Here is a 24,233-nt window from a genome sequence, read left to right as displayed (position 1 = left end):
TGGGCGGTGTTCTGGGGCAACTCGTCCGGTACGGGGTGCGGCCCCTGTTCACCGGGGGACTCGTATTCGGCCAGCGTGCTAGCGTTGTGGCGCATTGGCCGCGAGCTCTCTGCTCGAACTCTGTCGAGCAGATGGGGGAAACGTGACGACTAACGACAACTCCACTTCACCGCCTTGGTTGCAGGGGCAGGGGATGGGCGATTCAGCTGCCGAACAGGACAATCCGACCTCGCTGCCGTCGCAGGACGAATCCGACGCGGACACAACGGCATCCGACGGGACGGCGAGCGTGACGTCCGAATCCGAACCGACCGGCGCACCCGCCGAGGAATCCGCGGAATTCGAACACGCGGCCTCCGGGATCATTCCGCCGGTGCCCGACGGTATCGAACAGACCACGTTTGCGCCCGGCCCGCAGTTCGGGCCCGACGGCTTCGCTCCGCCCGAGCAGGGGGGATTCGCACCGGGGCCGTTCGCGCCGCCGGGAGCGAATCCGTATCCGCCGAATCAGGGTTTCGCCCCGCCGGGCTTCCCGATGAACGACCATTCCGGTCCGTTCGCCCCGCCGGGAGATCCGAACGGATTCCCGCCGCCGTGGGCGGGCGGGCCCGGCCCGGAGGGTTTCGCGCCCAACGGATTCCCCGGAGAACAGGGCGGTTTCGCGCCTCCGGGTCACCCCGGCGAACCGGGCTTCGCGCCGACCGCTTTCCCCGGCGAGCAGGGTGGTTTCCCGCCGCCCGGGAATCCCGGTGAACCGGGCGGCTTCGCCCCGGGCGGATTTCCGGGTGAGCAGAACGGTTTCGCGCCTCCGGGCGAGCAGGGTGGTTTTTCGCCGCCCGGAAACCCCGGTGAGCCAGGCGGATTCGCGCCGCACGGCAATCCGGGCGACCCGGGCGGTTTCGCCGCGCAGGGCAATCCCGGTGAGCAGGGCGGCTTCCGGCCCGCCGCCGGTGAGCCGGGATCCGGGTACGGCGAGGTCCGGCAGGAAACGCCGTACGGCGAGATCCGCCAGGAGATCGGCGCCGACGGCATGGTCCGCCGGGTCTTCGACGATCGGCAGGGACCGCCGCCCGTTCCCGAGCAGCAGGGCGCGGACGCCGATGCCGGCGGCCAGATCTTCAGCTGGGCGCCACCGCCGCTGCCCTCGGCTCCGCCGCCGCAGCACATGCCGCCGCAGCAGCAACCGCCGCAGCAGCAGGGCGGCTGGCAGGGCGGTCCGGGACCGCAACAGCAACTGCCGCAGGGATATCAGCAGCAGCCGCAATCGACGTTCCAGCCGCAGCACATGACCCAGCCCGTGCAGCCGGGGAATTCGGTCAACGACCTGAACCTGCTCAAGCGGGCGCGGCGGTCGCCGCGCAGCGGCTGGCGACGCGCCGTGCACAAGGTGACCGGCGGCGCCATCAATCCGGGCGAATCGTCGGCCGATCTGATCTACCGCGAACTGGTGGATCGGGTGAACCAGCCGGTGCGCGGCGACTACCGGATCGCGATCCTGTCGCTCAAGGGCGGCGTCGGAAAGACCACGACCACAGTCGGTTTGGGTTCGACCTTCGCCTCGCTGCGCGGTGACCGGGTGATCGCCATCGACGCCAACCCCGACCTGGGGACCCTGGCCCACCGGGTGCCGCGCCAGACCCGCTCGACGGTCCGCAACCTGCTCGAGGACCAGCACATCAGCCGCTACTCGGATGTGCGGGCGCATACCTCCCAGGCGCCGAGCCGACTGGAAGTGCTTGCCAGCGAACAGGATCCGGCGGTCTCGGAGGCCTTCAGCGAGGCCGACTACCGGCGCGCGATCGGCATTCTGCAGCAGTTCTACAACATCATTCTCACCGACTGCGGTACCGGCCTGATGCATTCGGCGATGGCCGGCGTACTGGATATGGCGAGCTCGCTGATCCTGGTCACCTCCCCGGCCATCGACGGCGCGCGCAGTGCCTCGGCGACGCTGGACTGGCTCGAGCACCACGGTTACAGCAAGCTGGTGGAGCGGACCGTGGTGGTGGTCAATGCCTCCCGCCGCGGCGCCTCGACCGTGGACCTGGACCAGTTGCGCAAACTGTTCCTCGACCGCACCCGCGCGGTGCAGGTGGTGCCGTTCGACGATCATCTCGCCGAGGGCGCGGAGATCGACCTGGAACTGGTCAGCAAGCCCACCCGGCGGGCGCTGCTGGAATTGGCGGCCATGGTCGCCGACGATTTCGGATACCACGTCCCGCAGCCACCCTTCCCGGGGCCGCAGACCCAGTACCCGGGCCCGCAGGGCCACTATCCGGGTCCGCACGGCTACTGATTCGCACCGGGCGCCGATTCCGGGGATTCTTCCCACCGAATTGGTGCCCGGCGCGAATTGTCACCCCAATCGATACGGGGCCCGGCCGCACCGCATACAGTTACCCGCGGTGTGGAGGTCCCGATAGATGGCAGAAAAATACGGGGCCGTCTCGCGAAGGACGGTACTTCGCGGGGTGGCCGGCGCGGGTGTGATAACCGCGGGCGCCATGGTGCGCCCGATTCGTGCGAATGCCGATCCCGGTCGGCGGGTCGCGATTTTCGGCGGTGGCGTCGCCGGACTGACCGCGGCGCACGAATTGGCCGAACGCGGATTCGACGTCACGGTGTACGAACGCCGGGCGCTGGGCGGTAAGGCGCGCAGCATTCCGGTGGCGGGCAGTGGCCGCGACGGCCGGCCCGATCTGCCGGGCGAACACGGTTTCCGTTTCTTCCCCGGTTTCTATCACCACATTCCCGACACCATGCGGCGAATTCCGTTCGCGGGCAATGCCAACGGTGTCTGGGACAATCTGGTCCCGGCCGCCGAGGCGCGTTTCTCCCGCGCCGGCGCCGACGACACCATCCTGCCGATGGGCCGCGCCGGAAAGCCGTGGGCCACTCCGGACGATTTCCGCCAGACGGTCGCCTCGGTGATCTCCACCTCGATGAGGATGCCGATGACCGATGCGGCGTATTTCGCCAATCGGTTGCTGGTTTTCAACACCAGTTGCGACGATCGCCGTTTCGGCGAGTGGGAGAAACTCGCCTGGCGCGATTTCGTGGGCGCTCGCGGCCGCTCGCAGGAATTCCGCATGCTGATGTCGCGCACTCTCACCACATTGCTGGTCGCGGCGAAAGATGATCACGCCAGTACCCGGACCATCGGTTCCATGGGGGAGCAGTTCCTCGGCAATCCGCTGGAGACCGGTAACGACGGACCGCTGGACCGGCTGCTGAACGGGCCGACCAACGAGGCCTGGATCGACCCGTGGGTGGCCCATCTGCGCGGCCTGGGGGTGCGGTTCGAAAACGCCGAACTGCGCGGGCTCGACGTGCGCGATCGGCGCATCTCGGGTGCCCGGGTGGCCGGCGGCAGCGGTGGCGATCGGGCGGTCGACGCCGACTACTTCGTGCTCGCGGTACCGGTCGAGGTCGCCCGTGGACTGTGGACGCCGGACATTCTGGCCGTGCAGCCGGAATTGGCGGCCATGGACGGCCTGGTCGTGAACTGGATGAGCGGAATGCAGTTCTATCTGCGCCGCCCCACCCAGATCGCCCGCGGCCATACCGCCTACGTCGACTCGCCGTGGTCGCTCACCTCCATCGCGCAGAGCCAGTTCTGGTCGCGCACAAAGCTTTCCGAATCAGGTGACGGTTCGGTTCGGGACTGCCTGTCGGTCGACATCTCGGACTGGAATACACCCGGCATCCTGTACGGCAAGCCGGCGATCGAATGCACCCACGACGAAATCGCCCGCGAGGTCTGGGCGCAGTTGCAGAAGCATCTGGAAGGCCCTGCCGCACTGCAGGATTCGGACCTGGTGTCGTGGTTCCTGGATACCGGCGTGAGCTGGGACGCCGCGCAGAACCGCAACGCCAACGCCGACCCGCTGCTGATCAACACCGCCGGTTCGTGGGCGGCGCGCCCGAATGCGCACGGTGCCCTGGAAAATCTTTTCCTCGCGGGCGATTACGTACGCACGAACATCGATCTCGCGACGATGGAAGGCGCCTGCGAGGCGGCTCGCACCGCGGTGAACGCGCTGCTGGACGTCGCCGGTTCGAATGCCGCCCGCTGCCGGCTGTTCGAGCTGTATCGGGCGCCGCAGCTGGAGCCGCTGCGCCAGGCCGACCGCGCGCGCTATGCCGCGGGCCGGCCGAACATGTTCGACGTCCCGATGTAGGTGGCGGGCGGCCGATCTCGCGCGTTCAATGGGGTGATGAGCGAGATCACCAGCGCCGCCGAACTTCGGGAACTGCTCGGTGAGCCGGCGCCGCGCGCCGCGACGAAGGAACGGACGCGCCTGCATCCGCGCGATCGGGAGTGGATCGCGACCGCGCCGTTCGCCGTCCTCGCCACCAGCGATGCCGAGGGGCGTTGCGATGCCTCGCCGAAGGGCGATCCGGCCGGATTCGTGCGCGTGATAGACGACCGCACCCTGGCCATCCCCGAGCGGCCGGGCAATCGCCGCGGCGACGGATACTTCAACATCCTGTCCAACCCGCACGTCGGCGTGCTCTTCCTGATTCCCGGACGCAACGAGACGCTGCGGGTCAACGGCCGGGCACGGCTGCTGCGCGACGCGCCCTACTTCGACGAGATGGTGGTCAAGGGCCACCGGCCGATCCTCGCGGTCGAGGTGGCGATCGAGCAGATCTTCTACCACTGCGCCAAGGCGCTGCTGCGCAGCGAGCTGTGGCGGCCCGAACGCTGGCCGGAGGACCCGCTGCCCAGCCATGCGGTGCTGGTGAAGGAAGTCCAGCGCAACACCACCGAATCGCTGGCGGAACTGCGGGACTACTACTCGCCGGAGAATTACCGGCGGATGCTCTACTGACCGGCTCCTGCCTGTCGGTCGCAGATCACATCGGCCGCTCGCGCGCGGGTGTCTCGCCACCAATACACTCGCGTGGTGGCAGACATCTCGGTGCGCGGACGGCTGGCGCTGCGGGCGGCGGCAGCGGCGTCGTGGGCCTCGCAGAAGGCCGGACGCGGTAAGGGGTCGATGATCGGCGGGCTGATCGCCCTGCAGATCGCCCCCGACATCATGACCCAGCTGGGCCGCAACCGGCGGACGGTGCTGGTCACCGGCACCAACGGCAAGTCGACGACGACCCGGATGACCGCGGCCGCGCTGGCCGAACTTGGCCGCGTCGTCACCCAGGCCGACGGTGCCAATATGGATGCCGGAATCGTCGCGGCGCTCAGCGTCGACCGCACCGCGCCGCTGGCCGCCATCGAGGTCGACGAACTGCATCTGCCGCACGTGGCCGATGCGCTGAACCCCGCCGCGGTGGTGCTGCTGAATCTGAGCCGCGATCAGCTCGACCGGGTCGGCGAGATCAACATGATCGAGCGCAAACTGCGCGAGGGCATGGCCCGGCATCCCGACACCGTGCTGATCGCCAACTGTGACGACGTGCTGATCACCTCGATCGCCTACGACCACCCCAATGTGGTCTGGGTGTCGGCGGGCAGTGGCTGGGCGGTCGACGCCACCAGCTGTCCGCGCAGCGGCGAGCCGATCGTCTGGGAGGGCACCGATTGGCGCAGCACCGGTGCCGACTTCCGGCGGCCGGAACCGCAGTGGTGGGTCGACGCGGAGTATCTGTGCGGGCCCGACGGGCTGAAATTGCCTTTGCACCTTGCCCTTCCGGGCCGCGCCAATCGCGGTAACGCCGCGCAGGCGGTGGCCGCGGCGGTCGCGCTGGGCGGACATGCCGACACCGCGGCGCAAGCCGCCGGAACCGTTCGCGAGATCGCCGGCCGCTACCGCACCGTGCAGGTCGGCGAGCACTCCGCACGGCTGCTGCTGGCCAAGAATCCGGCCGGCTGGCAGGAGGCGCTGTCCATGATCGACCCCGAGGCGACGGGTCTGGTGATCGCGGTCAACGGCCAGGTGCCCGACGGCGAGGATCTGTCCTGGCTGTGGGATGTGCGCTTCGAGCACTTCGAGGGCACCCAGGTGGTCGCGGCGGGCGAGCGCGCCACCGACCTGGGCGTGCGGCTGACCTACGCCGGCGTCGAGCACACCACCGTGCCGAATCCGTTGCGTGCCATCGCATCCTGTCCGCCCGGACGGGTCGAGGTGCTCGCCAACTACACCGCCTTCCGGGATCTGAATCGCGATCTGGACACCCGGGCATGAGCGACGCGAGCGAAGGCGGCGGCCTGCGTAACCACGGAGCGAGCCGCGAATGCCCGAGAGGAGACAGCACTGATGGCTGAATCGACGGTACGGATCGGGCTGGTGCTGCCCGATGTGATGGGGACCTACGGTGACGGCGGCAACGCGCTGGTCTTGCGGCAGCGGCTGCGCATGCGCGGCATCGATGCGGAGATCGTGGAGATCACGCTGAACGACCCGGTGCCGGAGACGCTGGACATCTACACCCTCGGCGGCGCGGAGGACTCCGCGCAGCGGTTGGCGACCCGGCATCTGCAGCGCTATCCCGGCCTGCAGCGCGCGGCCGCGAAAGGTGTTCCGGTACTTGCCATCTGCGCCGCGATCCAGGTGCTGGGCAACTGGTACGAAACCTCCGCGGGCGAGCGCGTGGACGGTGTCGGCCTGTTCGACGTGACCACCGCTCCGCAGCGGGTCCGGTCCATCGGCGAGGTCGCCACCACACCGTTGCTCGCCGGCCTGACCCAGCCGCTCACCGGATTCGAAAATCACCGGGGCGGAACGTCTCTCGGCGCGGACGCGACCGGACTGGGCCGGGTCACCAAGGGCGTCGGCAACGGTGTGGGCGACGGCCTCGAGGGAGTGGTGCAGGGCTCGGTGATCGGCACCTACATGCACGGCCCGGCACTTGCCCGCAACCCTGAACTGGCCGACCACCTGCTCACGCGGGCCCTCGGCGGTCGCGAACTGGAACCGCTCGACCTGCCCGAGGTCGACCGGCTGCGTCGCGAACGTCTGCGCGCCTGAGACCCTCTACTACGTGATATAGCGATCGCGCATGTAACAGCGCGGTCGTTGGCGCCGATCCTGTTGAGAGATAGGAAGTTCGGCGGTAATCTCGCGCGCGGCCATGCGTGATGAGGGAGGTGGCCGGTGCGGAGACGTGCCTTTTTACAGGCGGCCGGTGCTGCGGTTTTGCTGGGTGCCACGGGCGCGTTGCGCGAGACCGGAACAGCCACCGCCGATCCGGCGTGGAACGGGATGTTCCGCAACTGGGTTTCCGAGATCTTCGTCCCGCAGCCGGATCCTCCGGCGCATACCGAAGCCATCGTGATCGGATCCGGATTCGGCGCCGCGGTCGCGGCGTTGCGGCTGGCCGAGGCGGGTATCGCCAACACCGTGCTGGAGCGCGGGTCGCGCTGGCCGAATGATCCGTGGCGGGAGATCTTCACCGGTGACGATCTGCCCGACGGCCGCGGCTTCTGGCATCGCACCAGCTTCACCGGCGTCACCAAGGTCGCCATGCGTTTCGCCGATTTCGGCGGCGTCCTGGATATCACCGAATTCGACGGCATCGATGTGTGGCGCGCGGCGGCCGTGGGCGGCGGGTCGGTGGTCTTCTCCGGGTGCATGATCGCCCCGCAGCGCCGGCATTTCGACGAGATCTTCGGTGGCACAGTCGATTACACCGAGTTGGAGCGCACCTACTATCCGCGTGTGCGGCAGATGCTCAACCTGTCGGTCATGCCCGCCGACATCTACAATTCTTCCCCGTTCACCCATTCCCGAATGTGGGACGAGCAGGTGCGCGCGGCCGGATACGAGCCGCAGCCCAACGAGTCCATCTTCAAATGGGATACGGTTCGTGCCGAACTGGCCGGTGCCACGCGCGCCTCGGCCACCGCGGCCCGCAGCAATCTCGGTAATTCGAACGGCGCGAAATTCGACCTCAACCAGAACTACCTGAAGTACGCGCATGCCACCGGCCGCTCGTCGGTGTTCGCGGGGCATCGGGTGGACAGCATCGGCCGCGACGGTGACCGCTACGTCCTGCAGGTCACCAAGCTCGACCCGACCGGCGCGGTGCTGGGCACCCGGACGCTCACCTGCGACAAGCTGTTCCTCGGCGCCGGATCCATCGGCACCACCGAGCTGCTGGTCCGCGCCCGCGCCACCGGCGCACTGCCCAACCTGGACGAACATGTCGGCGACGGCTGGGGCACCAACGGCGACGTCGCGCTGGCCCGCGGTGAGAGCCGGCTCTCGGGCCTGGGCCAGGGCGTGCCGAGTGCCAGCCGGATCTTCGACGAATCCGGTATGCCGCTGACACTGGAAAGCTGGTACATCCCCGGAATTCCGCTGGAGACCGGCGCATTGGCCTCGCTCGGGTTGGTGATCGATCCGACCCGTGCTCGCATCACCTACGACGCCGCGCGCAACGCCGCCGCACTGAGCTGGCCGCGTGCGGCCCAGGACCGGATCGTGGCCGCCTGCCGCGCGGTCGACCAGCGCATCGCCGAACGGTCGGGGGCTCTGTTCGACTACCAGGCGCTCGGCTACGACGCCAATGCCCCGTTCACCGCACATCCCCTCGGCGGTGCGGTGCTGGGCCTGGCCACCGACAACTACGGCCGGGTGAACGGCTATCCCGGGCTGTACGTAGTCGACGGTGCGGCGATTCCGGGCAGCACCGGCGCGGCCAATCCGTCGCTGACCATCACCGCACTGGCCGAACGCAACGTCGAGGCGATCATCCGCGCCGGGCACTGATTCGCGCCGCACGGGCACTCGTGGCGGCTTCCCGGCGCCGTCGGGGCCGCTACTCTCGGCGGGTACCCGTTCGATGTGGAAGGGACCGTTGTGGCGCAGTACCCGGCTGGACCGTTGCCCGAGCAGTATCCGCGCAAGCCGCCGGCGCTGTGGACCGATCTGCTGATGCTGGCTCTCGCCGTCGTCTCGGTGGGTCTGGTCACCTGGATCACCTTCTTCACCGTGCCGCAGCACACGTATCACGTGATCGTGGTGGTCGACTCGTCGATCTGTGCGGTGTTCGCCCTCGAATTCCTGTGGCGCTGGCGGCGGGCGGACTGGTCGTGGACCTACCCGTTCGTCTATTGGTACGAGGTCCTGGGCATGATCCCGGTGACCAGCCCGTTCTTCCGGGGATTCCGATTGCTGCGCATCGTCGTGATCCTGGTCCGGCTGGCGCGCGTCGCCGACCGGGCCTTCGGTGACCGGGTCACCGCCGCGGTCGTGAACCGCTCGATCGCCGTGATCGTCGACGCGGTCCGGCGCCCGGTCACCATGGCCGTGCTGGAGGAGGTGGCCGATGTGCTGCGCCGCGGCCGGTACACCCGCAATATCGCCGCGGCGCTGGAGGAGAACCGCGACGAACTCGACGCCATGATCCTGGAACTGATCAAGAACGATCCGGCGGTCGGGCGGGTGCGCTACCTGCCCTTCCACGAGGAGATCATCCGCGGCATCGCCGACGCCAGCTTCCGGATCGTCTTCCAGGTGCTGGCCGACCCGCGCACCGACGAACTGGTCGGAGATGTGCTGCGCGAGAACATCAATCAGATGCGGGACGCGGTGCGCGACGGCGGGCACGTGCCGGAAACTGTGGATCACAAACCGCAGCAGCGTGTTTCGCCGAATCTCGGATCGCGGTAGTCGGCACCCGGTTCAGTGGGCGTGCCGGACCGCGTCGCGCGGTTGCGCGTAACGCACTGTCTCCCAGACGATCAGCACCGTCAGCACCGTGCACAGCAGTCCGAGTGCGGCCATCGCCGGCAGCTGCCCGGCCAGCGGCACCAGCGCGATCAGCACGGCCGCGGTGACCAGGCGCGGCCACAGCACCACCCGGGTCGCGTAGTGCCGGAAACCCACCAGCGCCAGCAGGTACAGCACCACGCCGCCGTAGAGCGCGAACAGTGGAATGCCCCGCAGCCGATCGTGCAGCGTATGCCCGGCCGCCCCACCGAGATAGTTGAGCGTCTTCTTCAATCCGAGCGACATGGCGACGATGCCGGCCACCATCGGGAAATGCCAGAAGGTGTAGCAATTGCGCGCGATCTGGATCCGGCGCGAGCCCGAGGCCTCGGTCATCGCGCGTTCCACGACGGTCGCCGCGACGTCGAAGTAGGCCCACCACAGCAGGCCCGAAACAGCCAGTGCCAGCAGCGATCCCGCGGTGATCGGCCACGAGATCGGGAGTCCGGCCACGCCGACGCCGATGGAGACGATCGATTCGCCCAGCGCGACGATCACGATCAGGCCGTGCCGCTCGGCGAAGTGCGAGGCCGAATTCACGCGCCAGTCGTTGCCGGCGAAGAAGGTCCAGACCATATCGCCGGCGATGGCCGCGATCCACAGCACGATCTGCACGGTGCCGTGTTCGACGGCCGCCACGATCAGCAGCGCGGTGCCGATGGTGATCGAGCCGCCGGCCCAGCGGCCCACCTGCCCGCGCAACTGCCGGTCCTCGGTACTGGCCAGCCAGAACATCGCCAGATGGACCAGCCGGATCACGAGGTAACCGATGGCGAACACGAGCGGTCCGTACCAGCCGCCCGGCATGTCGTGGAACGCCTCGGGAATCACCTCGGCCACGATGAGTCCCGCGCCCATGGCCGCGAACATCGCCACCCGGGCCACCCCCTCGTCGGCCTTCACCACATTGCCCAGCCAGGCATAGGCGATCCACACCCACCACATCACCGCCAGCACCAGCGCGGCCCGCAGCATGTTGAGGGCGGTGACGTCGTGCGCGGCCAGATCGGTCACCTGAGTGAAGGCGAAGACCAGGACGAGGTCGAAGAAGAGTTCCAGCTGGGTTACCGAGGCGTCCTCGGTGACCGCTTGAATACGTGTGCGTCTGACACCGGTCATTCGCACATCGTGGCAGGAAGCCGACGTCAGCGCCCGCGACGGCGAACCTCTCGGTCAGCCGACCTCGTAGTTCTCGCCGAAGGGAAATTTCTCGATGTACTCGATGAGGTTGTGCACGGCCTCGTCGTTGGCCCGCGAGAGCGTGCGCTTGAGTAGCAGACCGGGGACGGGGATGGGCAGATGGATCTCGGAGTGGTACCAGACCTCGGTGCCCTCGTCGGTCTCCTCGATGTCGAACCAGCCCTTGCCACCGCCACCGGCGGCGCTCTCCACCACTTCCCAGGAGATGCGTTCCGGGGTGCAGGTGTATTCGAGGACCTGACGGTCGGAGTTGTTGAGGGTCGTCACCGTGGCGTAGACGCGGCGGGGACGGTCGAACTCGTCGCGGGTCGCGACGCGCACGTCACGGTGCGCAGGCGACCATTCGGGGATCCGCTCGACGGCCAGCAATGCTTCCTGAACCTGATCGGGTTCGACATCGATGATGAATCGGTGATCGGTCTTCGTGCGCATGTCTTGCCCTCCACTGCTTCGGCCGATTGTCTCCGCCGTCACACGCGGTCGTCAACCGTGTGGTCTGTTCCCGGAGTTACAGAGACCGACCAGTCTGATTCGGTTCGGTCGGGCGTGCCGGGTTTGCGGTCGCGCTGCCGGGGCCCGTCGGCAGCGTGCTCGACGTCGGGGTGTGCCGCCGATGGCCGGACGATTGCCGGGCACATGGTCACTTGCCCGAAAAGGGACTGCCCCCGGGTGGGAAAGGGGGCTTGACGATCCTCGTCCGCACAGCTACCGGTGGTGAAGGACCTCCCAGTCCGGCCCGGGAAAGACCAGACTTTCGTGCCCGTCCTCGAACCGGACGACGTAGGGCGGGGCGCCGTCGATGCCGCGCGCCTCGATGATTTCGCCGGTGCGTTCGGGCATTCCCACAGCATTGCTGTGGACGAGAATGTGATCACCTACATGCGCCTGCATGACCGCCATTATCGTTTGATGTGATACTGCTCACAAGTCAATGTCATAGTTCCCAGCCGCCCGAATCGCTAATCCTTGCGATCCATCCGAATCGGCGCGCGGCAACTTTCTAATCCGCTTGACACCACTCTAGCTGTAGTACTATGTTTCAACCACTACAGTTAGAGTGCAACAAACAAGGCGGTATCGGTATGCGAAAGCTCCTCTACTTCGTCGGCGTCTCGCTCGACGGCTACATCGCCGGGCCGGGTGGGGAGTACGACTTCTATCCCGTGGCCGAGGACATGGCGGAATTCGTCAATGGGCGCTATCCGGAGTCGGTTCCCGCGCACATTCGCCCGCACTTCGGAATGGCCGTGGACGAACCCAACAAGGAATGGGACACGATCCTCATGGGGCGCGGCACCTACGAACCCGCGCTGTCGGCCGGCATCGCCAGCCCCTATCCCCATCTGAAGCAGTACGTCGTCTCGGCCACGCTCGATCGCGTCGACGATCCGGAGGTCGAGCTGGTTCCGAGCGATCCGGTAGCCCTGGTGCGTCGCCTGAAGCAGCAGGACGGCAAGGACATCTGGCTGTGCGGCGGGGGACAACTGGCCGGCGCGCTCGTCGACGAGATCGACGAGTTGATCATCAAGAGTTATCCGGTGGTCGCGGGCGCCGGCATCAGCGCGTTCACCGGCAACTTCCGGCCGACCGCGTTCACGCCGGTGCAACGCCGCGAATTCGGCAACGGCGCGCAGATCACCTGGTTCGAGCGCGGCTGACGTGCCCCGCCGGTAGGCGGCCGCGATCAACCGGCGTCGCGCAGGAAGGACAGGCGCACCCGGCGAATCGGGTTGTCGACGTTGAGGTCCACGAAGGCGATCGACTGCCAGGTGCCCAGGGTCAGCTCGCCGCCCAGGACCGGCACGGTGGCGTAGGGGGCGATCAGCGCGGGCATGACGTGCGAGCGGCCGTGCCCGCGCGAGCCGTGGGCGTGGCGCCAGCGATCATCGGCGGGCAGCAGGTCGCGCAGGGCGCGCAGCAGATCGTCGTCGCTGCCCGCGCCGAGCTCGATCAGGGCCACGCCGGCGGTGGCGTGCGGGACGAAGACGTGCAGCAATCCGTCGCCGCCGCCGGCCTCGCGCAGAAACGTGGCGCACTGCGGCGTCAGGTCGTGCACGACCTCCCGATCGCCGGTGTGCAGCTCGATTTCGATGCTCTTCATAGGCCCATCGTGCGCTTTCGCCGCGGCGTGCATCGTCGACTCGCGCGAAGGGGTTCGCCGACCGGGTGCTAAACCGGTCGGTGTGATTACTCACACCGGTACGCCGGCTGTTGTGCCGGGACCGGGCGCCGGGCGCCGGCGGACCCGGAAAACCGCTGATGAACGGGGCTGTGCGCGCCGATTCCGATGCGCCGCACGGGCTCTGCCGCCGCGACCGCGCACCGTACCGCCGCTCCGGAACGGGATCGCCGCTGGTCGGCGTGGCGAATTCGGTGGGCCGGGCCGCCCGATCCCGGTGGCCGCTCGGAGGTAGCCCGCCACCGAGCGGACTCCGATCGGTAGTCTTATTGGCTGTAACAGCAGCTAGTCGATCTTGGAGGACCCCACTGTGGCTCTCGTCGTTCAGAAGTACGGAGGATCTTCGCTCGAGTCTGCCGAGCGGATCCGGCGCGTCGCTGAGCGGATCGTCGAGACGAAGAAGCAGGGGCACGACGTGGTCGTCGTGTGCTCGGCAATGGGTGACACCACCGACGAACTGCTCGACCTGGCCCAGCAGGTGGCGCCCGCGCCGCCGGCCCGCGAACTCGACATGCTGCTGACCTCCGGTGAGCGCATCTCGAATGCGTTGGTGGCCATGGCGATTCACTCGCTCGGCGCCGAGGCCCGGTCGTTCACCGGTTCCCAGGCGGGAGTCATCACCACCGGCACCCACGGCAACGCCCGCATCATCGACGTGACTCCCTCCCGGGTCCGCGATGCGCTCGACGAGGGCTTGATCGTGCTGGTCGCGGGCTTCCAGGGCGTCTCGCAGGACAGCCGCGACATCACCACGCTGGGCCGCGGCGGCTCCGACACCACCGCGGTCGCCCTGGCCGCCGCGCTCGAGGCCGACGTCTGCGAGATCTACACCGACGTCGACGGCGTGTTCACCGCCGATCCGCGGATCGTGCCGGATGCGCAGAAGCTGGAGCAGGTGAGCTTCGAGGAAATGCTCGAGCTGGCCGCCACCGGCGCCAAGGTGCTGATGCTGCGCTGCGTCGAATACGCCCGCCGCTACAACGTTCCGGTGCATGTGCGGTCGTCCTATACCGACCGCAAGGGCACCTATATCTACGGATCGATGGAGGACATCCCCTTGGAGGACGCAATTCTCACCGGCGTCGCGCACGATCGCAGCGAGGCCAAGGTGACCGTGGTGGCCCTGCCGGACGAGCCGGGCTATGCGGCCAAGGTGTTCCGGGCCATCGCCGACGCCGAGATCAACATCGACATGGTGTTGCAGAACATCTCCAAGGTCGAGACGGGTAAGACCGACATCACCTTCACCCTGCCCAAGGCCGACGGGCCGCGCGCGGTGGAGTTCCTGACCAAGCGCCAGAGCGAACTGGGCTTCAGCCAGGTTCTCTACGACGACCACATCGGCAAGGTCTCCCTCGTCGGCGCGGGTATGAAGAGCCACCCCGGCGTCACCGCCACCTTCTGTGAGGCGCTGGCCAAGGCCGGTATCAACATCGACCTCATCTCCACCTCCGAGATTCGCATCTCCGTGCTGGTCAAGGACACCGAGCTGGACGGCGCCGTGCAGGTGCTGCACAAGGCGTTCGACCTGGGCGGCGACGAGGTCGCGGTCGTGCACGCGGGATCGGGGCGATAAACCATGGGTGTACGCGTAGGTGTGGTCGGTGCGACCGGGCAGGTCGGCGCCGTCATGCGAAAACTGCTGGAGGAGCGCGACTTTCCCGCCGACGAGGTGCGATTCTTCGCCTCGGCGCGTTCGGCCGGGAAGAAGTTGCCCTGGCGCGGCGGCGAGATCGTGGTCGAGGACACCGAGACCGCGGATCCGTCCGGACTGGATATCGCCCTGTTCTCCGCAGGCGCCAGCATGTCCCGGGTGCAGGCGCCGCGGTTCGCGGCCGCGGGCGTGACCGTCATCGACAACTCCTCGGCGTGGCGCAAGGACCCCGAGGTGCCGCTGGTGGTCAGCGAGGTGAATCCCGAACAGACCCGCAATCTGGTCAAGGGCATCATCGCCAATCCGAACTGCACCACTATGGCCGCCATGCCGGTGCTCAAGCCCTTGCACGACGAGGCCGGACTCCAGCGACTGATCGTCTCCAGCTACCAGGCCGTCTCCGGGAGTGGGCTGGCCGGTGTGGAGGAGCTGGCCACGCAGGCCCGCGCGGTGATCGGGGACGCCGAGAAGCTGACCCACGACGGCAGCGCCCTGCAGTTCCCCGCGCCGAACAAGTACGTCGCGCCGATCGCGTTCAACGTGCTGCCGCTGGCGGGTTCGCTCGTCGACGACGGTTCCGGTGAAACCGACGAGGACCAGAAGCTGCGCAACGAGAGCCGCAAGATTCTCGGTCTGCCCGACCTGCTGGTCAGCGGTACCTGTGTGCGCGTGCCGGTCTTCACCGGGCATTCGTTGTCGATCAATGCCGAATTCGCGCGGCCGCTCTCGGTGGAGCGGGCGAAGCAACTGCTCGCCGACGCGGCCGGTGTGAAACTGGTCGACGTTCCGACGCCGCTGGAAGCGTCCGGTAAGGACGAGTCGCTGGTGGGCCGGATCCGCCAGGATCCGGGCGTGCCGGAGGGGCGTGGCCTGGCGCTGTTCGTCTCGGGTGACAACCTGCGAAAGGGCGCCGCGCTCAACACCATTCAGATCGCGGAAGTTCTGCTCGCGCAGCGCTGACACTGCATTTTCGAACGGGCCGTCCGATTGCGGGCGGCCCGTTTTCCTTGCGGGCGCTCAGCCGGTCGCGTTCGGAGGCTCAGCCGGCCGGTTCGCTGCGGGCCCGGAGTCCGTCGAAGACGACGGCGAAAGCGCGGGCTCGCTGCTCGCCGGTAGCAGTGTGCGTGCCCGCGAAGGCGCCCTTCAGCACCCGCATCAGATCGTCGAAGTCGATATCGTCGCGGATCGCGCCGCAATCCTGGGCGCGCCGCAGCAACCGGGCGATCGCGGCCTGGAATTCCTTTGTGGGGCCGGTGATTTCGATCGACTGGTGACCGCCCAGCGCATCTGCGAGATCGCGCTTGACCCCACCCTCGGCGACCATGTGGTCCAGCAGGTCGAAGAAGGCGGCCCCCGGATCGTCGGCGGCTTCGAGTCCGCGCGCGTAGTCGACCATTCGCTCGATGTTGTCGACGATGGCGGCGTGGAACAGGGCTTCCTTGGTGGGGAAGTGGCGGTAGACGGTGCCGGGTCCCACTCCGGCGCGGCGCGCGATCTCGTCCAGCGGGACCGAAATACCTTCGGCGGCAAAGGCTTCCCTGGCGGCAGCGAGTACGCGCTCCCGGTTGCGGCGGGCGTCGGCGCGCAGGGCGCGGCGCGGTTCGGCCGCCGGGTCCACTAACTGTTTCTCCGCCACAGCGCGAGTCTACCCGGTTATCCGTTGACAAACGGGGCGTGCGTTCCGGATTATAAACGGGTCGTACGTTCCGCTTCTAACAGAGGGAGTTTGTCATGGTTTCGAGTTCGGTGCGCAGTGCCCGCCAGGTGGTCGAGGACCTGTTCGCGACGTTGCCGGCGCGTGATGCCGACGCCTTCGTCGCGGCGCTCGCCCCCGATGCGGTATTCGAGATCCCGTTCCCGATTCCGGGGATGCCGGAGCGGCTCGAGGGGCGGGAGGCGATCCGCGAACACCTCGCGCAACGCTGGTCGGGCCGGTCGGGTGTCGAGGTGCACGGGGTCTATCCCACGGTTTACGAATCCAGCTCGGACGGAGTGCTTTTCGTGGAAAACGAGGTGGATATGACGCTGCCGGGCGCGCCGCGAGCGCGAGTTCGCACCTCGGTGAACGTGGTGCACGTGCGGGACGGGGAAGTGACCCTGTTCCGGGATTATATGGATACCGCGCGGATCGCGCGGATCGCCGGCTGACCGCGGCCGGTCGCCTCTCATTCATCGATGCCGCTACGTCAGCGGATGCCCGGTGTGCGGGGATCGGGCCCGAGGCAGACCAGTAGAGCGCACCCCGGCGGGGCATCCGAGAACGGCGGTGCCAGTGGGGTGTTCACACAGGACAGCACCGAACAGCCGGGATAGGCGTCGGGCCCGACTCCGAAAATCGCCAGCGTGATGTACGGATCGAAGAACGCGCGGGGGTCCAGGGTGACCGGTGGTTCGACATAGGGACCGGGGTCCGGAATCGGCGGTTGCTGGAAGGCGCCCAGCAGCCTGCGGAAAAATTCCCAGGTCAGCTCGGTCAGGTTCTGCAGGATGCCGGTCGGCCCGCCGCTGCTGTGGTTGCCGAAGACGCCGGTCCACACCACGGTGAGATCCAGGCTCGGGATGAAGAAGACGTCCTGCAGCCCGAGCCCGGACATCGCGAACACATCCGGGGGCAGGAACGACGGTATCTCGATACATCCGGGGCGGCCCCAGAACAGATAGCCGTAACATTCGCGGCCCGGGCCCGTCTGCTGGGCGCGGTGCAGATAATCGGCCGAGACCACCTGCACCCCCTTCCAGTCGCCGTGGCCGGCGACCAGCTGGGCGATCTTGGCGAGATCGTCCGGCGGGATCATCAGGTGCGCGTAGCCGTAGGTGTGACCGGAACGGTCGCGGGCCCAGTAGTAATCGCTACGCTGGATACCCAAGGGAGAGAACAATTCCCGCTGCGCGAACTGCTGCAGTGGTTCGCCGACGGCCAGTTCGATCACGTACGACAGCAGATCGACGTTGCGCTGACTGTAGGAGAACCGGGTGCCGGGCGGATTGTCGAGCGGGACCCCGAGCGCCTGCACGGCACTGTTCGGATCGATCGGCACCACCCCGGAGATCCCCTCGTTGATCACTCCGACACGCAGGCCCGAGCGCTCGGTCAGCAAATCCTCGACGGTGATCGCGCGGTGGGCGGCGTCGCCGAGACCGGGCGGCAGATAGCGGTCGATCGGCGCGTCGATATCGAGTTTGCCCTGATCCCACGCGATTCCGGCGATCAGCGAGACCACGCTCTTGGTGACGCTCCAGATATTCCACGGCGTCGTATCGGTGGCGTCGTTGTGCGCGCCGGTTCCGATCAGGCAGTTGTGCCGGAAGATCTTGACGTTCAGCCGGTTCCGTTCGTCGGCGAACCGCAGGGCAGAAGCCAGCCGCGCCGCGTCCAGGCCCGCCGATTCCGGTGTGGCTCGTTCGAATCCGCGTCCGGACGAGACCGCGCAGGTCTGGGCACTCTCCGCGCGCGCCGGGACCGCGGTGGCGCAGGTACCACCGATCAGTACGACGACGAGAACCCCGATCACCCAGCCCTGGAGGCGTCCCATGAGCCGAGGTTAACCACCGGCATTCGTGGTGGTGCCCAACACGCAACCGCCGCAACCAAATCGGAATCGGTGTCGCGGTTTTCGGTCGAACGCCGGGTCCGCTCCGCGCAGGGGGACGCCGCCGAGCGTGAGCCCGGCGGCGTCGTGCGCGGCACTCCCGCAAAACGTCCCTTTCGGTCTTTTCTTGACTTATTCCAGAAAACGGGCAGACTGGGTTCATGCACACCGGTGGTTTCGATCCGCGCGAACGATTGCGCGCGGCCGGTCTGCGGGTCACCCGCCCGCGGGTGGCGGTGCTGGAAGCGGTTGCCGCCCATCCGCATTCGGATGCAGACAGGGTGGCCGCCGCGGTCCGGCAGCAGCTGGGTTCGGTGTCGACACAGGCTGTGTACGACGTACTGCACGCCTGTGTCGGCGCCGGCCTGCTGCGCCGGATCGAACCGGCCGGTTCGCCGGCCCGGTACGAAACCCGCATCGCCGACAACCATCACCATCTGGTGTGCAGGAACTGCGGCACGGTCGTGGACGTGGACTGTGCCGTGGGCCGTGCCCCCTGCCTCGACCCGTCGGACGCGCACGGGTTCACGATCGACGAAGCCGAGGTCGTGTTCTGGGGACTCTGCCCGCAATGCCGTCGCGGTGACGACGCGCCATCCCGATAGCCCGGACATCCCGGGCGACAGCAGAAACAGGAGGCTGCGATGACAAAGCCGATCAGTGGGCCGATCAGTGGGCCGACCACTACCAACACCGGCACTCCGGTCCCCAGCGACAACGAATCGCTGACCGCCGGGACCGAGGGCCCGATTCTGCTGCACGACCACTATCTGATCGAGAAGCTCGCCCAGTTCAACCGGGAGCGGGTGCCGGAGCGGATCGTGCACGCCAAGGGTGCGGGGGCCTTCGGTGAGCTCGTCGTCACCAACGACGTCAGCCGCTACACCAAGGCGAAGCTGTTCCAGCCGGGTGCGCGGACCGAGTCGCTGGTGCGGTTCTCCACCGTCGCCGGCGAGCAGGGCAGCCCCGACACCTGGCGCGATCCGCGCGGCTTCGCGGTCAAGTTCTACACCCCGGACGGCAACTACGACCTGGTCGGCAACAACACCCCGGTGTTCTTCATCAAGGATCCGATCAAGTTCCCCGACTTCATCCGTTCGCAGAAGCGGTTGCCGGGCAACGGTCTTCGCGATCACAACATGCAGTGGGACTTCTGGACCCTGCGCCCGGAATCGGCGCATCAGGTGACCTGGCTGATGGGCGACCGCGGTATTCCCAAGACCTACCGCCATATGAACGGCTACGGCTCGCACACCTATCAGTGGATCAACGCCGAGGGTGAACGGTTCTGGGTGAAGTACCACTTCAAGACCGATCAGGGCATCGAATTCCTGACCCAGGCCGAGGCCGATCGGCTGGCCGGCACCGATCCCGACTATCACCGCCAGGATCTGTGGGAGGCGATCGAACGCGGTGAGTTCCCCAGCTGGACTCTGTATGTGCAGATCATGTCGGTGGGTGAGGCGGCGAACTACCGCTTCAACCCGTTCGATCTGACCAAGGTGTGGTCGCACAAGGACTACCCGCTGATCGAGGTCGGTACCTGGACGCTGAACCGCAACCCGAGCAACTACTTCGTCGAGATCGAACAGGCCGCATTCGAGCCGTCGGCGATCGTGCCGGGCATCGGCTATTCGCCGGACAAGATGTTGCTGGGCCGGGTCTTCGCCTATGCCGACGCTCATCGCTACCGCATCGGCACCAACTACCACCAGCTGCCGCCGAACCGCGCGCGTGCGGCCGAGGTGAACTCCTATTCCAAGGAGGGCGCCATGCGCTACGACTTCAACGCGCCGGAAGTGCCTGTGTACGCACCGAATTCGTTCGGTGGCCCACATGCCGACGCGGCCGCGGCCCCGGAGGAGGCGGCGTGGAGTTTCGAGCCAGAGCAGGTGCGGGCCGGCTACGTTCAGCACGCCGAGGACAGCGACTGGGCGCAGCCGGGCACGCTGGTGCGTGAGGTCTTCAACGACGAACAGCGAGAGCGCCTGGTGGACAACGTGGTCGGGCATGTGCTCGGCGGCGTGCGCGAACCGGTGCTGAGCCGGGTGTTCGACTACTGGAAGAACGTCGATCCGGAGATCGGCAAGCGCATCGAGGAAGGTGTGCGCGCCGGTCTGAACGGCAACAGCTGACCAGGACGACATCCGCGGCCCGCATCGGATTTCGGTGCGGGCCGGCCACATCGTGAACAGGCCTTCCGTCAGCGGGTTTCGATCCGTGGGATCGGATCCGCTGACTCATCTCCGGGTGTGTGAGAAGTGTCAACCGCGGGCGGGAGCAGGATGTCGACGAGCCGTGCCGCCGTGGTGTGGTCGAGCGGGGCATGGCCGAGCAGGAAGCGGTACCAGAACAGGCCGTACAGCAGATCCACCAAGAGGTCCGCATCCGTATCGCCGGGCAGTTCGCCACGCGTGATCGCCCGCTCGAGAATGTCGCGCGCGGCGGCGCGGCGGGCGGCGGTGAACTCCTGGAGTAATTCGGCGAGGTGGGGGTCGCGGGCGGCCTCGCGCACCAGCGCGCGCAACGCTGGGGCGGTCGAATCCCCCTGGGCACCGGTGAAAGTCGAATCCGCGACGGCCAGCAGGTCGGTGCGCACCGAGCCGGTGTCCGGGGTCGGCACCTCTTGGCGAGCGCGTTCGAGCAGGGCTTCGAGCAGCACCGCACCCTTCGACGGCCACCAGCGGTAGATCGTCTGCTTGCCGACCCCGGCCGCGGCGGCGATGGAATCGACCGTGACCGACCCGCCGTCGGAGGTGGCGAGCTGGGCGAGGGCGGCGTCCAGAATCGCGCGGTGGGTTGCCTCGTTCCGGCGCCGGCCGGTGTGCGCGCGTTCGGGTGGGGGCGAATCCGGTTGCCGCGGTGGTGGTCCCATGGTCTACCTCCCAGCGGTGGCGGTGCGCGGGAATACCACACCCGCTACGCTCGTTGTCGAGACTGTCAGTCTCGACAAACTGTACAGGACAGGAACAGTAGCAATGAGCGCTTCCAGCACCGGCATCCCGCGCGTCGTCGTCATGGGCGGTAGTTCCGGAATCGGTGCGGCCACCGCCGCGCTGTTCGCGAACGAGGGCGCCGAGGTCGTCGTCACCGGCCGCAGCCAGGACAAACTCGACGCGGCGGTGGCACGGCTGGGTGGCAAGACCAGCGGCTACCGGATGGACGCGACCGACGGCGAGCAGATCGCGGCATTCTTCGCGCAGTCCGGCAGCATCGACCACCTCGTCATCGCGGTCAGCGGTTCGGCGGGCAGCGGTCCGTTCGCCGAACTCGATCTCGACCACTTGGTGGAGGGGTTCGACGGTAAGTTCTGGCCGCAGGTGAAAATCGTGAAAGCGGCTCTGCCGCATCTGGTTTCGAACGGATCGATCACCCTGATCACCGCCGCGTCGGCGCATGCCGCCTTCCCCGGCACCGCCGGACTGGCCGCGATCAACGGGGCGCTGAACGCCATGGTGCCTCCGCTGGCGGTCGAACTCGCCCCGCTGCGGGTCAACGCGGTAGCCCCCGGCGTCATCGACACCGAATGGTGGGATCGGGTGCCGGAGGAACGCCGCCGCACCCTCTTCGACGGCCTCGCCGCCACCACACCCGTCGGGCGCGTAGGCGACCCGGAGGAACTGGCCCGGGCCGTGCACATGATCGCCACCAACGGCTTCGTCAGCGGCGTGGTGCTCGACGTGACCGGCGGGGCGAACCTGCCCACCGGCCGCTGAGGTACCCGCTCGCCGGTGGTCGGCCCGGCGAGGTGCTGCCCGGTGGGGCGCCGATCGGTCAGATCAAGCCCCACCAGTAGATCAGGCAAGCCAGAACGAAGGCGACCGCAGTTTCCATACCCCCATCATTCCTCGAGTCGGACATCGGCGCCGCTGCCGAAATCGATATCGGCGGTCGGCGCCGGTCGCCGCTGCCGCATACACAGCCGATCCGCCCGGTCTGTCACCCCTCGTCGACAGACCGAGCGGATCGGCTCGGTTGCGCCGGTGGGTGATCCTGCCGCCCCCTCTCGCGGCAGGAGCACTCCCGGTGTCGAGGACGACAATGCCGGGGTGCGCTTGCCGCGCCCTTAACGAGCGCTTGTGGGGCAGGGAAGGTGTGTGGGAAGGGAATAGGGCCCGTCGATCAACCGACGATGACGACGACCAGGCGTCGCTCGGTCTCCTCGATGACACCGCCGACCTTGCCGGAATCGGCCTCCGGATCGGTCATGGCGGTCGGCCCGCCGAACCACGTGATGGATCGGCGCGGGTCCAGTTTGTCCAGGACCTGCGGCAGTGAGTAGTCGATCTGCTCGACGCGGACCACGCAGATGTGACAGTCGGCCAGGACGGCGGCATCGCGGCGGCACTGTCCCGGTCCGCCGTCGAGAATCAGGGTGCCGGCGTCGGCCACCGCGCCGGCGCACCCGGTGACCACGGCATCGCTACGTTCGCGATCGAGAATCGACAGGTGCGGTTGATCGTCGAGGACACGGTGTTCGCCCGTCAGTTCCCAGCGCCGCAGCCAATGTTCGGGCAGCCCGTCGGGCGCCAGCGCCGAGCGGGCGCCGTGGGCCCGCAGGGCCGAGTCGATCGCCCCCGGAATCTCCTCCGGGCCGACCCGATGGACCTGGGCGCCATGATGTTTGAGGCGATCGATGAACAGTTCGACGATCTCGGCCTGGTCCTCGGCCGAGGGGACCGGGGCGTTGCGCTGATAGTTGCGCGGCACCGGCACCATACGTTCGTCATTGGGTAGCGCCTCGAGGGCATCGCGCACGCGGCGCAGGAAATCCTCCCGCGAGGTCACCGTGAATCTCCCGTTCCATTGCTCCGGCTCCTCCCGCCGGATCGTACTTCGCGAACCAGGCTACCGTGCGGTAGGAGATCGCGAGCTCAGCCTACGGATTCCCGGCTACGCCGGCGGCGGATCAGCGTGACGACCAGATCGGCCGCGGTGGCCGCCCACACCGCCAGCGCCACCCACGCCTCACCGTGTCCGAAGGCGACCATCCATTGTTCGCCGGTGGCCTTGCCCAGTTCGGCGGTTCCCACGCCGTACATGCCCACGGGAAACACGATGCTCCACAGGCCGGGTTCGTAGCTCAGCCCGAAGTGCCGGACCAGATGCCGCCAGATGCCGGCCGCCAGCAGCAGCGGCACCAGCCAGCTGCCGAAGGCCCACAGCACCAGCGTCGAACCCTCGAGCATGGGCCGTACCGTCGCGATCAACGCCACCGAACTCTGATCCATGATCTGGGTGCCGGCCAGCACGCTGATCGCGGTGGCGCCCATGAAGATCCAATAGGTGGGCGCCAGCAGCTGCGCGGTCAGCGACGTGCCGAACAGGGTGCCCAGCACCACCGTCGCCACGATGCCGTAGAGCACCACGCCGACCGACCAGCACAGCAGCGCCGGCACCGCGAAACGCTGACCCCAAGGCTGCGGCAGCGCGGTGGCGGCCACCGCGAGCGATTGCGTGCCGACCACCCACAGGAACCAGGTGCCGTTGGCTCCGGTCACCGCGGTGGGCGCGCCGTGGTGCACCATCAGCAACGCCGGAATCGCGTAGACGAGTACCGCCCACGCGACCGTCGCCACCAGCAACAAGGCCAGCGCCGCACCCGCCCAGGCGTGTCGCGAGAGCCCCGCCGACAACACCGCGGTGCCGGCGACGAAGGCGAGATAGGTGAAGCCGGTCGCGGGATTCACCGCGTCGCCGATCACGCGGTCGCGGAAGAACGCGATGCGCAGCAGGGTCGCCACCACGAGCACGGCATAGGCGATCAGGCCGATGATCAGCAGGGCGGTGCCGCCCCATTCCCACCCCGCCGAGCCGACGGCCCGCGAGACGATGCCGGTCGCCATCACCGAGGCGAACCACCCCGGCCCGAGGTTCGCCACGAAACCCACTCGCCGCCCGAACGACTCGCTCACAGCGTGAGTGTTCCACGCGAA

At 67.8% G+C, this 24,233-nt stretch carries 23 protein-coding genes; 14 read left to right on the top strand and 9 right to left on the bottom strand.

What is annotated here, in order from left to right; all coding sequences use genetic code 11:
• Positions 1-193 precede the first annotated feature (193 nt).
• The 7 genes from A5780_RS35350 to A5780_RS35320 all read left to right on the top strand — a co-directional run bounded on the left by A5780_RS35350 (position 194) and on the right by A5780_RS35320 (position 9,575).
• Complete coding sequence (locus tag A5780_RS35350; protein WP_231983198.1) at positions 194-2,296, top strand: MinD/ParA family protein; 2,103 nt, start codon at positions 194-196, stop codon at positions 2,294-2,296.
• Between the two features lie 127 nt (positions 2,297-2,423).
• Positions 2,424-4,181 (top strand): FAD-dependent oxidoreductase, encoded by a 1,758-nt coding sequence (locus A5780_RS35345; RefSeq protein ID WP_082976905.1) that lies wholly within the window; start codon positions 2,424-2,426, stop codon positions 4,179-4,181.
• A gap of 36 nt (positions 4,182-4,217) precedes the next feature.
• Positions 4,218-4,835 carry a pyridoxamine 5'-phosphate oxidase family protein gene (locus A5780_RS35340; RefSeq protein WP_064911219.1) on the top strand — a complete coding sequence of 206 codons (618 nt, stop codon included), beginning with the start codon at positions 4,218-4,220 and terminating at the stop codon, positions 4,833-4,835.
• Between the two features lie 75 nt (positions 4,836-4,910).
• Positions 4,911-6,146 carry a MurT ligase domain-containing protein gene (locus tag A5780_RS35335; RefSeq protein ID WP_030516490.1) on the top strand — a complete coding sequence of 412 codons (1,236 nt, stop codon included), beginning with the start codon at positions 4,911-4,913 and terminating at the stop codon, positions 6,144-6,146.
• A gap of 72 nt (positions 6,147-6,218) precedes the next feature.
• Positions 6,219-6,929, top strand: coding sequence for a type 1 glutamine amidotransferase (locus tag A5780_RS35330; protein ID WP_063011003.1), 711 nt, complete (start codon positions 6,219-6,221; stop codon positions 6,927-6,929).
• A 126-nt stretch (positions 6,930-7,055) separates the two neighbouring features.
• Positions 7,056-8,672, top strand: coding sequence for a GMC oxidoreductase (locus tag A5780_RS35325; RefSeq protein WP_064911201.1), 1,617 nt, complete (start codon positions 7,056-7,058; stop codon positions 8,670-8,672).
• Positions 8,673-8,747: 75 nt separating this feature from the next.
• Entirely contained in the window at positions 8,748-9,575 is an 828-nt protein-coding gene (locus A5780_RS35320; RefSeq protein WP_063011007.1) for a hypothetical protein, read from the top strand.
• A 12-nt stretch (positions 9,576-9,587) separates the two neighbouring features.
• Here the strand turns inward: A5780_RS35320 and A5780_RS35315 are convergent, their stop codons facing one another.
• The 3 genes from A5780_RS35315 to A5780_RS35305 all read right to left on the bottom strand — a co-directional run bounded on the left by A5780_RS35315 (position 9,588) and on the right by A5780_RS35305 (position 11,765).
• Positions 9,588-10,793 (bottom strand): low temperature requirement protein A, encoded by a 1,206-nt coding sequence (locus A5780_RS35315; RefSeq protein ID WP_064911200.1) that lies wholly within the window; start codon positions 10,791-10,793, stop codon positions 9,588-9,590.
• Between the two features lie 54 nt (positions 10,794-10,847).
• Complete coding sequence (locus A5780_RS35310) at positions 10,848-11,306, bottom strand: SRPBCC family protein (RefSeq protein WP_030516485.1); 459 nt, start codon at positions 11,304-11,306, stop codon at positions 10,848-10,850.
• Positions 11,307-11,579: 273 nt separating this feature from the next.
• The gene (locus A5780_RS35305) at positions 11,580-11,765 is read right to left on the bottom strand and encodes a DUF1918 domain-containing protein (RefSeq protein ID WP_063011072.1); all 186 of its coding nucleotides are present in this window, start codon (positions 11,763-11,765) and stop codon (positions 11,580-11,582) included.
• A gap of 191 nt (positions 11,766-11,956) precedes the next feature.
• Here A5780_RS35305 and A5780_RS35300 point away from each other — a divergent pair, with 191 nt between their 5' ends.
• Positions 11,957-12,532 (top strand): dihydrofolate reductase family protein, encoded by a 576-nt coding sequence (locus A5780_RS35300; RefSeq protein ID WP_030516483.1) that lies wholly within the window; start codon positions 11,957-11,959, stop codon positions 12,530-12,532.
• A gap of 26 nt (positions 12,533-12,558) precedes the next feature.
• Here A5780_RS35300 and A5780_RS35295 read toward each other — a convergent pair whose 3' ends face one another.
• Positions 12,559-12,975 carry a secondary thiamine-phosphate synthase enzyme YjbQ gene (locus A5780_RS35295; protein ID WP_030516482.1) on the bottom strand — a complete coding sequence of 139 codons (417 nt, stop codon included), beginning with the start codon at positions 12,973-12,975 and terminating at the stop codon, positions 12,559-12,561.
• 388 nt (positions 12,976-13,363) lie between these two features.
• Here A5780_RS35295 and A5780_RS35290 point away from each other — a divergent pair, with 388 nt between their 5' ends.
• Positions 13,364-14,629: an aspartate kinase gene (locus A5780_RS35290; RefSeq protein WP_030516481.1), complete on the top strand. Its 1,266-nt coding sequence runs from the start codon at positions 13,364-13,366 to the stop codon at positions 14,627-14,629.
• A 3-nt stretch (positions 14,630-14,632) separates the two neighbouring features.
• Positions 14,633-15,667 carry an aspartate-semialdehyde dehydrogenase gene (locus A5780_RS35285; RefSeq protein WP_064911199.1) on the top strand — a complete coding sequence of 345 codons (1,035 nt, stop codon included), beginning with the start codon at positions 14,633-14,635 and terminating at the stop codon, positions 15,665-15,667.
• Positions 15,668-15,746: 79 nt separating this feature from the next.
• Here A5780_RS35285 and A5780_RS35280 read toward each other — a convergent pair whose 3' ends face one another.
• A complete protein-coding gene (locus A5780_RS35280) occupies positions 15,747-16,343 on the bottom strand; it encodes a TetR/AcrR family transcriptional regulator (RefSeq protein ID WP_227462939.1) in 597 nt (198 codons plus the stop codon).
• A 95-nt stretch (positions 16,344-16,438) separates the two neighbouring features.
• Here A5780_RS35280 and A5780_RS35275 point away from each other — a divergent pair, with 95 nt between their 5' ends.
• Positions 16,439-16,855 (top strand): nuclear transport factor 2 family protein, encoded by a 417-nt coding sequence (locus tag A5780_RS35275; RefSeq protein WP_063011013.1) that lies wholly within the window; start codon positions 16,439-16,441, stop codon positions 16,853-16,855.
• A gap of 38 nt (positions 16,856-16,893) precedes the next feature.
• Here the strand turns inward: A5780_RS35275 and A5780_RS35270 are convergent, their stop codons facing one another.
• Positions 16,894-18,240 carry a serine hydrolase gene (locus A5780_RS35270; protein WP_064911198.1) on the bottom strand — a complete coding sequence of 449 codons (1,347 nt, stop codon included), beginning with the start codon at positions 18,238-18,240 and terminating at the stop codon, positions 16,894-16,896.
• A gap of 218 nt (positions 18,241-18,458) precedes the next feature.
• Here A5780_RS35270 and A5780_RS35265 point away from each other — a divergent pair, with 218 nt between their 5' ends.
• Together A5780_RS35265 and A5780_RS35260 are read left to right on the top strand one after the other, a co-directional pair.
• Positions 18,459-18,902 carry a Fur family transcriptional regulator gene (locus tag A5780_RS35265; RefSeq protein ID WP_063011017.1) on the top strand — a complete coding sequence of 148 codons (444 nt, stop codon included), beginning with the start codon at positions 18,459-18,461 and terminating at the stop codon, positions 18,900-18,902.
• Between the two features lie 63 nt (positions 18,903-18,965).
• A complete protein-coding gene (locus A5780_RS35260) occupies positions 18,966-20,432 on the top strand; it encodes a catalase (protein ID WP_064911218.1) in 1,467 nt (488 codons plus the stop codon).
• Between the two features lie 68 nt (positions 20,433-20,500).
• On the opposite strand, the gene A5780_RS35255 is transcribed toward A5780_RS35260, so the two are convergent.
• Complete coding sequence (locus tag A5780_RS35255) at positions 20,501-21,172, bottom strand: TetR/AcrR family transcriptional regulator (protein WP_064911197.1); 672 nt, start codon at positions 21,170-21,172, stop codon at positions 20,501-20,503.
• Between the two features lie 103 nt (positions 21,173-21,275).
• On the opposite strand from A5780_RS35255, the gene A5780_RS35250 reads away from it, so the two are divergent.
• Positions 21,276-22,013: an SDR family oxidoreductase gene (locus A5780_RS35250; protein ID WP_063011019.1), complete on the top strand. Its 738-nt coding sequence runs from the start codon at positions 21,276-21,278 to the stop codon at positions 22,011-22,013.
• Between the two features lie 406 nt (positions 22,014-22,419).
• Here the strand turns inward: A5780_RS35250 and A5780_RS35245 are convergent, their stop codons facing one another.
• Both A5780_RS35245 and A5780_RS35240 read right to left on the bottom strand, forming a co-directional pair.
• Positions 22,420-23,085 carry an LUD domain-containing protein gene (locus A5780_RS35245; protein ID WP_063011021.1) on the bottom strand — a complete coding sequence of 222 codons (666 nt, stop codon included), beginning with the start codon at positions 23,083-23,085 and terminating at the stop codon, positions 22,420-22,422.
• Positions 23,086-23,171: 86 nt separating this feature from the next.
• Positions 23,172-24,212 (bottom strand): tellurite resistance/C4-dicarboxylate transporter family protein, encoded by a 1,041-nt coding sequence (locus A5780_RS35240; protein WP_169812377.1) that lies wholly within the window; start codon positions 24,210-24,212, stop codon positions 23,172-23,174.
• Positions 24,213-24,233: the final 21 nt, after the last annotated feature.

It is taken from the genome of Nocardia sp. 852002-20019_SCH5090214, assembly GCF_001665865.1.
GTDB lineage: Bacteria > Actinomycetota > Actinomycetes > Mycobacteriales > Mycobacteriaceae > Nocardia > Nocardia nova.
The sequence above is the reverse complement of the archived record's forward strand: the minus strand, read 5'-3'. Positions and strand labels throughout refer to the sequence as shown.

Excerpts from the sequence above, each read along its gene's own strand:
- A5780_RS35350 (WP_231983198.1), top strand. The coding sequence starts at position 194 with ATGGGCGATTCAGCTGCCGAACAGGACAATCCGACCTCGCTGCCGTCG.
- A5780_RS35345 (WP_082976905.1), top strand. The coding sequence starts at position 2,424 with ATGGCAGAAAAATACGGGGCCGTCTCGCGAAGGACGGTACTTCGCGGG.
- A5780_RS35340 (WP_064911219.1), top strand. The coding sequence starts at position 4,218 with ATGAGCGAGATCACCAGCGCCGCCGAACTTCGGGAACTGCTCGGTGAG.
- A5780_RS35330 (WP_063011003.1), top strand. The coding sequence starts at position 6,219 with ATGGCTGAATCGACGGTACGGATCGGGCTGGTGCTGCCCGATGTGATG.
- A5780_RS35315 (WP_064911200.1), bottom strand. The coding sequence starts at position 10,793 with ATGACCGGTGTCAGACGCACACGTATTCAAGCGGTCACCGAGGACGCC.
- A5780_RS35310 (WP_030516485.1), bottom strand. The coding sequence starts at position 11,306 with ATGCGCACGAAGACCGATCACCGATTCATCATCGATGTCGAACCCGAT.
- A5780_RS35305 (WP_063011072.1), bottom strand. The coding sequence starts at position 11,765 with ATGCAGGCGCATGTAGGTGATCACATTCTCGTCCACAGCAATGCTGTG.
- A5780_RS35300 (WP_030516483.1), top strand. The coding sequence starts at position 11,957 with ATGCGAAAGCTCCTCTACTTCGTCGGCGTCTCGCTCGACGGCTACATC.
- A5780_RS35295 (WP_030516482.1), bottom strand. The coding sequence starts at position 12,975 with ATGAAGAGCATCGAAATCGAGCTGCACACCGGCGATCGGGAGGTCGTG.
- A5780_RS35285 (WP_064911199.1), top strand. The coding sequence starts at position 14,633 with ATGGGTGTACGCGTAGGTGTGGTCGGTGCGACCGGGCAGGTCGGCGCC.
- A5780_RS35275 (WP_063011013.1), top strand. The coding sequence starts at position 16,439 with ATGGTTTCGAGTTCGGTGCGCAGTGCCCGCCAGGTGGTCGAGGACCTG.
- A5780_RS35270 (WP_064911198.1), bottom strand. The coding sequence starts at position 18,240 with ATGGGACGCCTCCAGGGCTGGGTGATCGGGGTTCTCGTCGTCGTACTG.
- A5780_RS35265 (WP_063011017.1), top strand. The coding sequence starts at position 18,459 with ATGCACACCGGTGGTTTCGATCCGCGCGAACGATTGCGCGCGGCCGGT.
- A5780_RS35255 (WP_064911197.1), bottom strand. The coding sequence starts at position 21,172 with ATGGGACCACCACCGCGGCAACCGGATTCGCCCCCACCCGAACGCGCG.
- A5780_RS35250 (WP_063011019.1), top strand. The coding sequence starts at position 21,276 with ATGAGCGCTTCCAGCACCGGCATCCCGCGCGTCGTCGTCATGGGCGGT.